The 12,563-nt window shown below is 59.4% G+C and carries 9 protein-coding genes; 1 reads left to right on the top strand and 8 read right to left on the bottom strand.

The genetic code is table 11. The features are described from left to right. Positions 1-3: 3 nt before the first annotated feature. From AC1PZ7_RS06215 to AC1PZ7_RS06185, 7 genes are all read right to left on the bottom strand, one after another. Complete coding sequence (locus tag AC1PZ7_RS06215) at positions 4-1,026, bottom strand: polysaccharide biosynthesis protein (RefSeq protein ID WP_482358626.1); 1,023 nt, start codon at positions 1,024-1,026, stop codon at positions 4-6. A gap of 25 nt (positions 1,027-1,051) precedes the next feature. Then, complete coding sequence (locus tag AC1PZ7_RS06210; RefSeq protein WP_482358625.1) at positions 1,052-2,299, bottom strand: glycosyltransferase family 4 protein; 1,248 nt, start codon at positions 2,297-2,299, stop codon at positions 1,052-1,054. Further along, complete coding sequence (locus AC1PZ7_RS06205) at positions 2,283-3,425, bottom strand: glycosyltransferase (RefSeq protein WP_482358624.1); 1,143 nt, start codon at positions 3,423-3,425, stop codon at positions 2,283-2,285. Before AC1PZ7_RS06205 ends, AC1PZ7_RS06210 begins: the two co-directional genes overlap by 17 nt. Beyond that, the gene (locus AC1PZ7_RS06200) at positions 3,415-4,767 is read right to left on the bottom strand and encodes a hypothetical protein (RefSeq protein ID WP_482358623.1); all 1,353 of its coding nucleotides are present in this window, start codon (positions 4,765-4,767) and stop codon (positions 3,415-3,417) included. The genes AC1PZ7_RS06205 and AC1PZ7_RS06200 overlap by 11 nt, the downstream gene beginning before the upstream one ends. Positions 4,768-5,182: 415 nt before the next feature. Next, positions 5,183-6,289 carry a hypothetical protein gene (locus tag AC1PZ7_RS06195; RefSeq protein WP_482358622.1) on the bottom strand — a complete coding sequence of 369 codons (1,107 nt, stop codon included), beginning with the start codon at positions 6,287-6,289 and terminating at the stop codon, positions 5,183-5,185. Positions 6,290-6,482: 193 nt separating this feature from the next. Next, positions 6,483-7,712 (bottom strand): glycosyltransferase family protein, encoded by a 1,230-nt coding sequence (locus AC1PZ7_RS06190; RefSeq protein WP_482358621.1) that lies wholly within the window; start codon positions 7,710-7,712, stop codon positions 6,483-6,485. Beyond that, positions 7,709-9,361, bottom strand: a complete 1,653-nt coding sequence (locus AC1PZ7_RS06185) for an ABC transporter ATP-binding protein (RefSeq protein WP_482359578.1) — start codon at positions 9,359-9,361, stop codon at positions 7,709-7,711. Before AC1PZ7_RS06185 ends, AC1PZ7_RS06190 begins: the two co-directional genes overlap by 4 nt. A 493-nt stretch (positions 9,362-9,854) precedes the next feature. On the opposite strand from AC1PZ7_RS06185, the gene AC1PZ7_RS06180 reads away from it, so the two are divergent. Next, positions 9,855-10,604 carry a class I SAM-dependent methyltransferase gene (locus AC1PZ7_RS06180; protein WP_482358620.1) on the top strand — a complete coding sequence of 250 codons (750 nt, stop codon included), beginning with the start codon at positions 9,855-9,857 and terminating at the stop codon, positions 10,602-10,604. Positions 10,605-10,617: 13 nt separating this feature from the next. Here AC1PZ7_RS06180 and AC1PZ7_RS06175 read toward each other — a convergent pair whose 3' ends face one another. Next, complete coding sequence (locus AC1PZ7_RS06175; RefSeq protein ID WP_482358619.1) at positions 10,618-12,525, bottom strand: polysaccharide biosynthesis protein; 1,908 nt, start codon at positions 12,523-12,525, stop codon at positions 10,618-10,620. Between the last annotated feature and the right edge of the window lie 38 nt (positions 12,526-12,563).

Here is a 12,563-nt window from a genome sequence, read left to right as displayed (position 1 = left end):
GACTCACGCCGCCCAGCCTTGGATCTCCGCGACGACTTCCGGCAGCGACATCAGCAGCGTCTTCACTCCCGCCACGTCCAGCCGTTCAGTGTTGTGCGAATGGTAATCGTGCTGGTCGACGGTCTCGGTGTCGCCTTCGACGAAATAGTGCCGGTAGTTGAGATCGCGCCCGTCCATGCTGACGCGGAAATAATCGCCCATATCCTCGCTCTTGGTGAGCTCTTGGGCGCTGACCAGCGTCTCGAACAGCTTCTCGCCATGGCGCCAGCCAATGACCTCGACCGGATGGTCGGGGCGGCCGAACAGCTCCTTCAGCGCTGCAATAAGGTCGGCGATGGTGGAGGCCGGCGCCTTGCGCACGAACAGGTCGCCTTGGCGGGCATGCTCGAAGGCGTGGTGGACCAGCGCTACCGAGTCGCGCAGCGGCATCAGGAAGCGGGTCATGCTCGCTTCGGTGACGGTGATGGGCAGGCTCGCCTTGATCTGACGGATGAACAGCGGAATGACCGAGCCGCGCGAGCACATCACATTGCCATAGCGCACGAGCGAAATCGTCGTGGCGGCGTCGGGGCCGATGGAGCGAGCAGCGGCCTGCGCCAGCTTTTCCATCATCGCCTTAGAGATACCCATAGCGTTGACCGGGAACACCGCCTTGTCGGTGGACAGGCAGACCACGGAACGCACCCCCGCCGCCACCGCAGAACGTACCACATTCTCCGAGCCGAGAATGTTGGTGCGGACCGCTTCCAGCGGAAAGAACTCGCAGGAGGGCACCTGTTTCAGCGCCGCCGCATGGAAGACGCGGGTGGCGCCGGCCATCGCACGGTCGACACTGTCTCGGTCGCGCACATCGCCGATATAGAAGCGCACATTGCCGCTGCGCAGCGTGCCGCGCAGCATATCCTGCTTTTCCTCGTCGCGGCTGAACACGCGGACTTCCGGGCAGCCACGGCGCAGCAGATCCTGCAGCATGGTCCGCCCGAAGGAGCCGGTGCCCCCGGTGATCAAAACGCGCTCGTGCTGCATGCCCCTGCCTCTCGTCACGCCCTGTCTACTTCACCCCCCCGCGAGATGCCACAGCTTCCCTGCCCCCGAGCGCGGCGCGGAACAGGTTTCTGTTGGCGAGAATGTCGGCCTGCTGCCGCGGACCTTGCCGGACATAGGCCGCTGCCCGCGCGCGGCGGGCGAGCGCCGTCTCGGCCGGCTCGGTCGCCATCGCCTCGATACGGGCGGCGAAGGCGGCGGGATCGCCGAGCGGCAGGTCGTCGCCGACGCCCGCCTCCGCCAGTCCTCGCCAGGGCGTGGTGTCGGCGATCAGCACCGGCGTTCCCGCGGCCAGAGATTCGGCGATGACATGGCCGTAATTCTCGCCCCTGGTGGGAAGAAAGAAAAGATCATGCCGAGCCATGAGCGAGTCCACCTCGTCGGGGAGCACGGCCCCTCCCCAGCGCACCTCAATATTCGCTGGCACTGCGGCTGCCTGCTGGACACACAACACGCGGTAGGTCTCGTCCTCGGGAGGACCGTAGATGTTGAACATCACGCGAGAGCGTACCCGTGCCAGCGTGTCGAGCGCAAAGGCGAGGTTCTTCATCGGCGAAATGCGCCCCACAAACAGCACCCGCAACGGCTCACCGCTACCACGCAACTCATGCAGGGACGGCGCGTCGGCCAAACGGGCGGGCAGATCGCAGGCCACCGTCACCTCGGCCTGCGGCCCGATGACGGCGGCGATGTCGCGCGCCTCAAAATCCGAAGAAGCCTGCCAGCGCAGGGCGCGGAACAGGCCGGCCGCCCTGCCGGCGGCGAGATAGCCACGCTTCTTGAACCCCTTCAGCGCCAGGGCGCCCACGGAGAACTCGCCGCGTGGCGCCAGCACGGTCGGCCGGCGCGGAATCCGCCCGAGACGGCGCGCCAGCAGCGGCACGATGGTGAAGCGCGGGGAGAAGAAGCTGTTGAGGTACAGCACATCGTGCGGCGTCTCGGCGATGAGGCGACTGATCGCCCCCGGACCCTGGCGCGCCGGAGAGGTGTAGTGCACGAGCGCCGGACCCACCGAGACCCAGCGGTCGGCCTCCACTCCGGCATAGGCGCAAGCATCCCCGAGATCGCGGTCGGTGGACAGGATGCGGAAATCGAACTCGTCCGACAAGTGATCGACCAGATGGGCAACGCTGCGAATGGGGCCGCCGGCACGAAAACCGGGAAGATAGCTCCCGATGGTGGCGAGGATGACGGGACGGCGCGAAACCGTGCCATGCCGCAGCTCTTGGCTTTGCGGCTCAGGAAACGGCGGCATGCATATCCTCGTGTACCTCGACCCGCCGCAGCAAACGGCAGAATCGCCGCGCCATTTCCTGCGTGTTGAATTCCTGCTCGGCCACGCGGGCCGCTGCCACGGACCAGCTGGCGTCGACCTCGGTCACGGCAAGTGCCGCCGCGATCGCGCTCGCCAGCGCGACCGGATTGTCCCGCTCGAAGGACAGGCCGCAGCGGGCACTCAGGAACGCCGCAATCTCTGGCATGTGCTGCCAGCGCTCGCCATGAACCACCACGGGCAGCCCATAGGCCATGGCGTGAAGGAGGCTGAGGCCGACCCCGCCGGGATAGACGAACAGGCGGCAGCGGTTGGCGATGGCGGCGATCTCGCCCTCATCGGTCATGCCGCCATGCCACAGGATCCGGTCATCGAGCCGTAATCGGCGAGCCTTTTCCTCCAGCGCCCCCCTCTCCTCGCCGTCGCCGACGATCTCCAGCCGGACATCGGTCAGTTCGGGTCGGGCGAGCGCGTCGAGCAGGGTGCCGAGTTCGGCCTTCGCGGTGAGCCGACCGATGAAGAGCAGCGAACGGGCGCGCAGCCCCGGCACGTAAGGCGCTCGCAAGGCCAGGATCGGCGTGACATTGACGCCATTGTTGAGCGCGTCAACCGGACGTCGGTCGTCGCGCCCCAGGGCCTTGCGATACGCGTCGACCTCATCGTCCGTGTAGAACAGGACGGCATGGCTGAGCTTCATGAGGAGCAGGCGGAGCAGGAAGCGATGGGCGCGGCTTGTGCTGCTCCAATACTGCCCCCACCACACGGTTCGAGCCCCGCGCCAGCGCGCCCAGACCAGCATCAGCATGTTGGACAGATTGCGCGGGGCACCCGACAGGACGACGATATCGCCCCTGCCGACTCGGGTCGTCAGCACGCCCGGCTGCCAGTCCAGCCCCGGCAGCAGGGTCCGCATGGCCGGCAGACGCCGCGCCCAGGGATAGCTCGCGTCATCTTTCGTCAGAACGCCCAACTGACCGGGCGAGTACAGCACCTCTATCGGGCATTCGAGGTTTCTGGCCATCCGCTCGAAGAGGTCGACGCGATAATTTGGGAGCGTCGGCTGAACGATCACCACGCGCGAGGCGCCTATGGACAGATCACTGCACACGAGAGCGCTCCCGTATCGCAGAATTGGATTTCAACCTCAACGACAGCACAGTCTTTGGTACACCAAACCGATTATTACGATACAACGCAGCACGTATTCGCTTCATTTTTCTGCCGCGAGATCGACTATATATTCGATACACCCCCAGCAAAATGACAACAGGAACAAAGCTAACCAGAAAACGAGCCGAAAATGACTGCATCCCTCCCCAATAATATGTCGGAATCCACAGCCCCATAATGAATGAACCATAACCGCCAAGCATCTTATCGCTAGACAGAAATCTATAAGTTAATAGTATAATGCTTAGAGCAAAAAACATACCAAAAACACCACCTATGCCTCCCAGATAATATACGTGCTCACCGAAAAAATTTGCGGCAACAGAATGTCCAGCATCTGCAAGGTATTGGGGTAAATTCTCCAATGTGTAAACCGTCCCGAATCCATTCGGTTTCGATGGCCACAATGCCTTAGGAACGAACGCCAAAAATAATAACAGCACTTGATCTATCCACCCAAAAAAATCAACAATCTCTGCGTAACCTCGATCGTTAAATATCTCACTTGATAGTACGATCGGACTTAACGTAGAATCCTTTGTTGAAAGGAAAATTGCGTCCCAGAGATTGTCCCCTCCAAATCTCAACAAAGTCCCCCCCAATGCACCGATGGGTATAACAAACATCACGATGGGTTTCAGTACAAATGAAAGACCTACCCGCATTAAATACATAAATGTTATGGTCATCAAAATACCCATAACCACAAGACGGCCAGATCCATTCCAGTACAATATCCAATACAATACATTATAAATAAAAATAGAAGCATAAATAGAAATGGCGACTATATTTCCACCACCGCTCATCCTAAGAGCCCCAGAAACAATAATAATACCTATAAACGGCACAAACGTATAACCGTTAGATCCAATCATAGCCAACATAGCGACCAAGTATATAATTACGTATACCGGGCTTGAAATTGAAATTTCATATCTATTCCATGAAATTGTTGGGCATGACATTGTTCCTACAATTAAATATATAACACCTATCACGGACCAAAGACTAACAAAGTAATTTATTTCTATATCAACGTATGTTGTCACAATTATTGGCATTACCCAAAAAGCATAATGGCCGGATAAAATTGAAATGTGCAATATATTTTTATTGCTAGAAAATGCAGTGATCGTAAATGTTGATAACAGGAGAAATATTGTAGCGAGAGAGCTCTCTCCAGAAAAATAAATCGGGACAGAGATAGCTGTTGAAAGAGCACTCAACACCAGATATACGTACTTATATCCTACAGAACGCGCTAATTTAGCGACCATTGCAAGCTGATCCTCCCTTGCGCCGGCTTGCAAGCCCCGCCAGAATAAGCACCCGCGTCAATCCGAAATTAAGCCCCCGCATCGCCATGGAGAGCGGCGTACTCGGCAAACCGGACATGGTGGCGATCGTCGCCACCATAGGATAGCCGGGAAACGACATTATAAGGACCGCCAGGTAGATGTAATCGACCTTCGGTCGGCGCCCGAGGGTGTCCTGTGATGACATCCGATACTGCAGTAGACTAAGGCTCAAGCCTTTACACTCCCACTGACGATCGCACCACGCGCCATGCCGCTTTCCGGTGGATGAGGGCCCTCGCCGAGGTAGGGAGCGCACAACACGGGCCCTGCATAGCACGATTCATCCCTTCCATGGGAAACGCCAGCCTTGAGGACTGCCGAGCCACCGGCGCTGTCATCGCGACCGGTTCATCAGCGTTTCCCGGACGTAGCGCACGAAGGGCGCCGCCTGCGCACCGATGTTCAGTTCCTCCTGATGATAGCGAAGCGAAGCCGCCCGCATCCGCTCCAGGGCGGCGCGATCCGCCAGCGCCGCCGCCAGTTGGTCGGCACCGATTTCGGGGTCGGTCGGGTCAAAGACGAGCGAGATTTCACGCGGCAGGAAGGCAAGGCCGGGATTTCCGGCATAGGCAACCGCCAGCCCGGCCGCGACGTATTCGCCGATCTTGTTGGATGCGGCCGATTGGAAGTAGCTGTAGTCATAGTCCTGCTCGACCATGGGCGCCCAGTGCAGACCGACATCGTAACCACTCAGCGTGTCGAGTAGCTGCGCCTTTTCGACACGCGGACGCACCGTGTACAGCAGATGCGACAGCAGCGTCCGGGCAATGTCGCGGTTCTCGTCCTGATGGGGAAAGTACCAGTCGACCGAAATACCGTGCGAACAAAGCCGCCGGAGAAAGCGTGACAGCCGCTCGCGGTTCAATCCGAGAACATATTTGGAACTGGTGAACACGACCCGGGCGGGACCCTGGTGTGGCAGGAGCCGAGCGGCCTCACGGAGGGGTGGCGCATGCCTCAATATAAATGGCTTCGCCGACATCTTTGGCCAGTCTTCTTGACGGAAACGGCAGAGAATGTCACAGCATTCAAGCTGCACGTCGATATATTCACTCACGATTTTAATTATTTTTACGTACCGTCTATGACGGACATGATCAAAGAAAAAGCTAGCAAAAATCGATCTTCTATTAATCAACAATTTATATAATAAACTCGGAACAATAAATTCGTGTTCAGCTATTACAAGATCTGGATTTACATCCTTGAGAATCGAAAATATTTTATCATTGCCAGATCTAAACCATGGAATACGCCTGCCAAGCCCAATCGGTAAATTAAAATTTCTAACAGTCAGACCTAGAGAGGAACGAGACTTACTCTCTATTTCTGGCCTTGATACATAGAAAACATCTGCGCCAGAAGCGGACAGCCTCAATGCTAAATCATGGAATCCAGGATACATGTTGGCGTCGTGAATAGCGACCATAGCGATTTTCATGCTGCGAACCCCTCCACTCTCCCCGCACCTTTATGCCTAACAGTCAAGCGACCAGATACTCTGGTCGTAATTTTGAAGAGACCCGAGACTTCCCCAAAAATATCCTCGATCTAAACATCCGCGCCGCACCTCACTCCCCCCCCCTTTAATAACCTCGTCCTAAAGCTCAAAGATGAATCTATTTCTCAAAATATCAGGATAGAAAAACGGAAAACCTATCGTTCATCACGTCTTTACCGATTTCTTTATCAATTAATTCTTGTCGAGCCTGAATACACTCTTCAGTGAACAAAATATCTATCAGTTTCCCAATGCACTCAATGATATCATTCTCTTTCAGAGATGAGCATGCCACCCCAAAAGGCAACCTCTGCATCAATGTCGTGACCTCCGTATAGGCCGGCGCATGATGAAAGACAGCCAATCCCGCTGTCGCATAGGCCGACAACTTGCTTGGAAACGACGTTCTTGCCACCGTTGCATGGCTCGAGTCGAACCAGTAGGGCAGATACCCGACATCCATTTCGGACATTATTCTCATCGCCTCCCGGAATGATTTCCGGCCGAGAAAATTAACGCCAGCTGACTTTCGAGCGCCAGCAACGGGAAAATCTCCCATGAAATTCACTTTGATCACCTTATTGTCTAAATTGAAGTTAATTGACTCAAGCGCGGAAATGAAACAGTTCCACTCTTGTTTTGAATATAGAGAGCCAGCAAAAACTATATTTATTTCATTTACATTAATAATATTTCTTTTAGAAAAAATATTATTTATATCTATGCTATGTCGAATAATATCCGAGCGGACGCCATACTGTTCCGCGTACATTTCTTGCATATTCTGGCCGATGACGGAGATTCGTCGCGCCTTTTTAAGCAGAGCGCCAAAGCGTTCTATCATTTCGTGCTGAAATGACCGATCGAGTCCCAGATTATACGCGAAATAGGAGGGGTCATCCCACACCATGACCCGAAGATCGCGCCCCATGGCCGCGAGACGTTCGGCGACCAGGATTACTTCCAAGCTTGAGGCCGTGAGCCAGATCGTTTTGGCGCCCAGGGCGTCTGCGGCCGCCGCCACAGCCGCCGCACGCCGATCCAGTGAGGAGATCCTGAACAAGCGCAACCGCAATGCATGAAAAAAAGGAACGCGGTTGGACGTCGCACGGACAAGGCTTCCGAAGCGTCGACCGCCCATCACACCCTTCTCCATCAGATATTGGGGCTCGCGCTGAACCACAATATCTAGTGGCGACGAACTCAGCAGTTCGCGGAGAAATAGAGCCCCGATGCCGTTCGTGTCGAGATCGACCGGGGTCAGCAACAGGATTGGCGGACGCTGGACGGTATCACCCGCCTCGTCACCGCCGGGGGCTTGCCCGATCTGCTCCTTTGCTTGGCCTCCAGGCCGCCCGCTCATGGCGTCGCCTTCTCCCGAACCATGGCGTGGCCACCTTCTAGCCTCACGACCATGTCGCAACCCTCGAGCGTCGACAGGCGGTGCGCGATGATGCAGATGGTGAGTTCCCGGTCGAGTCGCTCGATGGCCCGCATCACCGCCGCCTCGGTGTCATTGTCGAGCGCGCTGGTCGCTTCGTCCAACACCAGCACCGAGGCCTGCTTGTAGAGCGCACGGGCAATGCCGATGCGCTGGCGCTGACCGCCGGAAAGCTGGATGCCACGCTCGCCTACCCGGGTGTCATAGCCGTCGGGCAGCCCTTCGATCACCTCGGCCAGTTCCGCCTGCTCGGCGGCCCGGTGGACGCGCTCGAAATCGATGTCAGCGGGCCGCAGCCCGAAGGCGATGTTCTCGGCGATGCTAGCATCGGAAAGGAAGATCGACTGCGGGACGTGGGCGATGTGGCGCTGCCAGGCATGGCGGTTGGCGGCGGTCAGGGGTACGCCGTCGACGCGGATTTCGCCCACGGTTGGCTCCAGAAGGCCGATGATGATGTCCATCAGCGTCGACTTGCCGCTGCCGGTCTTGCCCACGATGCCGACGCGCGCCCCCCGCGGAATGCGCAGACTCACATCGACCAGCGCTGAGCGCCCGCCCTCGATGTAACAATAGCCAATGCTGTCGATGGTGAGGTCATTGCGAAAGTCGACGGTCACGTCCCCCGGCGGCGGCGGCACGCGCCGCCGCAGCAATTCGGCGAGGTCGAATAGCGCCTGCCGGTTGCCGGTCGTCGTAACCCAGCCCGAATAGATCTGCTGCAGCAAGGGAAGCAGCCGCTGCGCGCCAAGCGCCAGCGCACCAAGGATCGGCAGAACCTGCGTCAGCCCCCCCGCGCCGAGCGAAGCGACGCAGGCCACAATGGCGACGACGACCACCCCCAGCCCCTCGATGACATAGCGCGGAGCAGTCGCCGCGAGCGTCGTCGACGCGCGCGTGTCGCGGATATCCGCTTCCGCCCGGTCATAAGCCTCGGTGAACACCGATTGCGAACGGTCGAGGAGAATGTCGCGAATGCCGCCGATCCCCTCCTGCATGACCTTGACCCGTACCCCCTGCGAGCGGGCCGCAATCAGACTGTTGCGGCGCAGTTGCACGCGGCTGATCATGGAGGTGCCGAGATAGATGCTCGTCAGCGCCGCCCCCGACGCGAGGGCGACGGCCGGGTCGATCCACACCAGCCCACCGACGATGAACAGGGCGAGCACCACCGCTACCCCCGCCTGCATGACCGGCAGCAGAATCTCGCCCGTGACCTGATGAGCCTTATTCACCGCACCCAGGATCTCGCTGGAGTTCTGACGCGTATGATAGATGTAGTCCTGATGCAGGGTCTGGAAGAAAAGCCGCGAGCCCAATTCATAGGCGACGCCGAAAACGAAGTTCATCGTCTTCTTCAGAAGCGCCAACCGGATCGCGGCTGCGAAGAGGGCACAGAGGGAGAAAAGGCCCGTCGCGACATACATCCAGCTCCTCGGCGTGTCAGCGCCCAGGAACGAGAACAGCGGGGTCAGAAGGGGAAACCGCCCGATCGATTCAGGCTCCGCGATGATCGAGAGGAAAACGACGACCGCCCCGAGATTGAACAATTCCGCGAAGGCGCCGACCAGCATGAGACCCAAGAGCGGCACTACCGACCGACGCCGTGCCGGACTCAATTCGCTGAAAAGCAAGCGACCCGCTTGAAACAGCGTGCTGTCGGGTGTTGATCGTTTCACGCCTGCATCACCGCTTCTTCATCATGGCAAACGCCTCGTCCCCCACTGCCGATATCCCGTCTCCGTGTGCCGGACCGGGGCGCGGCACCTGATATGCTCACTTCTCACGACGGAAGTGCGTGTACTGGCATCACGGCCGGGACTGCCGCATCGTCACTGCTCTCTGGGAGCTGCTAACGAGCCCTTCTGACACGATGGGTGTCATGAGGCAACCGCCCGCCCAGTTGGCCTTTGAGTTCGAGAAAAGCCTCGCCCTTGCTCGACCTTCCTTGCCTATTTTTGCCAATTCGATTAGTTTTCAATTATGCGCGCCCCATGCTGATTAGCACTCAGGTCTTTTGCCTCGGGCCGTTGGAAAGTTTCTTTCGTAATGGGACGTATGACTGACATGTTTGGCCGCGACAGCATGGACCTTCCTTCTCGAACCGTTCGCCTCGTCAACCGTGTCTATCGGAAACTACGTCTAGAGGCTGCATATCGAAATGCTGAGCGCGAATATGCCCGCCAGGATCAGGATTGGAAGATCAACTGGGACTGGAAAGCCATCCACTACAACCGGATTGCCCTTCTCAATACCTTGGTCGCCCGCCATCCGACGGCCGTGTACCTGGAAATCGGCTGCTTTAAGAACGACCTGTTTGATTCGCTTCCGCTGCCGGTGAAGGTCGGCGTCGACCCCGTCCAGGGTGGAACGGTACGCGCCACCTCAGATGAGTTCTTCGCCACCAACACCCAGAAGTTCGACCTGATCTTCATTGACGGCCTGCACAATTACGAGCAGGTCCACCGCGATGTCGCCAACGCCCTCAAGGCGATCAATCCGGGTGGCTGGATCGCCATGCATGACATGCTTCCATGCAGCGTGATGGAACAGCATGAGCCTTACCCCGAAACCACAGACTGGGTAGGTCAGGGCTGGAAGGTGGCGTTTGAACTGCTCAAGACCGAAGGCCTCGATTTCAAGATCGTGAAAATCGATCATGGCGTCGGTGTCATCCGTGTAATCACGCCAGGCACCGAACTGGCGGACCTCAGTGCCCCCTTGAACGGCCCCCAGTTTCCCTATTTCTACGAGAACTACACCCGCCTGCCGCTGGTAACGTGGGACGAAGCACTGCCTTGGCTGCGCGCGGCCTGAGACGCACGCCGCCTCAGGCCGCGCCGGTGAGTCCCGCCGGCCCGCGCATGGGCGGGGGGGACTGCATCGCCAGCCAGCGCAGATCGCTGACGGCTTCCGCCGGCTCGTAGCCGGTCGGTGCCTCCCGCAGAAGGGCGCGGATGGCCGGCAGGTCATGTGCGTCGCAGGCGGCCGTGAGCCGGCGCAGTAGCGTGTCGAGCGCCGGCCAGTCCATCGAGACCTCGGTGGCCGTCATGATACGGGGATGCGCGGTCGGCCTCGCGCCGTCCCCGACCAGCAGCTCCTCAAACAGCTTCTCTCCCGGCCTCAGTTCGGTGAACCGGATCTCGATGTCACCCGTAGCCCGGACGGCGAGGGCGCGCCCCTCCTGGACGACAACCGGGTTGAGGCCACTCAGCCGCACCATGCGCATGGCGAGATCGACAATCCGCACCGGCTCGCCCATGTCGAGGATGAACACATCGCCGCCCCGGCTCATGGCACCCGCCTGGATCACCAGTTGGGCCGCCTCGGGGATCGCCATGAAATAGCGGGTGATGTCCGGATGCGTGACCGTCACCGGGCCATTGGCCTCGATCTGCTTACGGAACAGTGGGATGACCGAGCCGGAGGAGCCGACGACATTGCCGAACCGGACGATGGAGAACACCGTCTCGCCGGGCGTGCCACTCAGCGCCTGGCAGACGAGTTCGGCAATGCGTTTGGAAGCGCCCATCACATTGGTCGGGCGCACCGCCTTGTCGGTCGAGACCAGCACGAAGGCCTTGACCCCGCAGGCGTGTGCCGCTTCGGCAAGAGCGAGGGTGCCGAACACATTGTTGCGCACCCCCTCCACGGCGTTGCGCTCGACCAGTGGCACATGCTTGTAGGCGGCCGCGTGGAAAATCGTATCGACGCCAAAGCGGCGCAGCGCGCATTCGACGCGCGGCCGATCGAGCACGGAGCCGAGCAGTGGCACGATTGTCGACTCCAGCCCCTCGGCTTCGGCGAGGCCGCGCAGTTCCTCGTCGACGCTGTAAAGGCCAAATTCCGACAGGTCGAGCAGAATGAGGCTCGCCGGGCGCAGGCGCAGGATCTGTCGGCACAGCTCGCTGCCGATGGAGCCGCCCGCCCCGGTAACCATGATCACCTTGCCGCGGATATTGGCATCGAGCAGTTCCTGCCGTGGCGGCACCAGATCGCGGCCGAGCACGTCCTCGATCGCGACCTCGCGGATCTCGCTCAGTTCGGCACGCCCGGAGACGATGTCGGACAAGCCGGGAATGGTCTGGACGCGCAGGCCAAGCGGCTCCAGCCGCTCCAATATATCGCGGCGTTGTTGCCGGGTGGCGCTCGGAATGGCCAGCAATAAGCTCTCCACACCATGCTCGTCGATCAGCTTCTGCAGGCGGGCGGGTGCATAGACTCGGAGCCCGCCGATGTCACGGCCCTGGAGCTCCGCTGCGTCGTCGACAAAAGCGACAGGAGCGTAATCCCCGCCATGTTCCAGCGTTGCTAGAAGCTGCCGCCCGGCGGACCCGGCGCCGAAGATAATGACCCGCGCCTTCAGGCGTGCCTGACGTTGGCGATAAACGGCGCGCAATCCGAATCGCGCGCCGCCGAGAAAGCCCATGGAAAGCAGCCAGTATATGGCGGGCACGGAACGGGGGAGGAACAGGTCGAGCCCCTGCGCCACGACCAGCAGAAAGGCGGCGGAAATGGCGAGGCTCAAGACCAGCACCCGAACCGTGCGACCGGCGACATGGCGCACGACGGCCCGGTAAAGCCCCATCGCCCGGAACAGCAGAAGGGTGCAGGGAAGGGAGATGGCGAAGGCAAGCCAGCTTTCCCGCGATAAGGCGAGCGAAAAGCTGTCGAGACGCAGCGCCATCGCCAGCCCGAAGCTGCCAGTAAGGAACGCCGCGTCCGCGAGATAGAGCACAGCCCGCTTCTTGGCCCGGCTGAGGCCGATCAGATAGT

It is taken from the genome of Ancylobacter sp. TW_SC_1 (assembly GCF_056836805.1).
The sequence above is the reverse complement of the archived record's forward strand: the minus strand, read 5'-3'. Positions and strand labels throughout refer to the sequence as shown.

Bases quoted from the DNA above. Each gene is read 5' to 3' on its own strand.
- AC1PZ7_RS06215 (WP_482358626.1), bottom strand. From the start codon at position 1,026: ATGCAGCACGAGCGCGTTTTGATCACCGGGGGCACCGGCTCCTTCGGG.
- AC1PZ7_RS06210 (WP_482358625.1), bottom strand. From the start codon at position 2,299: ATGCCGCCGTTTCCTGAGCCGCAAAGCCAAGAGCTGCGGCATGGCACG.
- AC1PZ7_RS06200 (WP_482358623.1), bottom strand. From the start codon at position 4,767: ATGGTCGCTAAATTAGCGCGTTCTGTAGGATATAAGTACGTATATCTG.
- AC1PZ7_RS06195 (WP_482358622.1), bottom strand. From the start codon at position 6,289: ATGAAAATCGCTATGGTCGCTATTCACGACGCCAACATGTATCCTGGA.
- AC1PZ7_RS06190 (WP_482358621.1), bottom strand. From the start codon at position 7,712: ATGAGCGGGCGGCCTGGAGGCCAAGCAAAGGAGCAGATCGGGCAAGCC.
- AC1PZ7_RS06185 (WP_482359578.1), bottom strand. From the start codon at position 9,361: ATGCTGGTCGGCGCCTTCGCGGAATTGTTCAATCTCGGGGCGGTCGTC.
- AC1PZ7_RS06180 (WP_482358620.1), top strand. From the start codon at position 9,855: ATGTTTGGCCGCGACAGCATGGACCTTCCTTCTCGAACCGTTCGCCTC.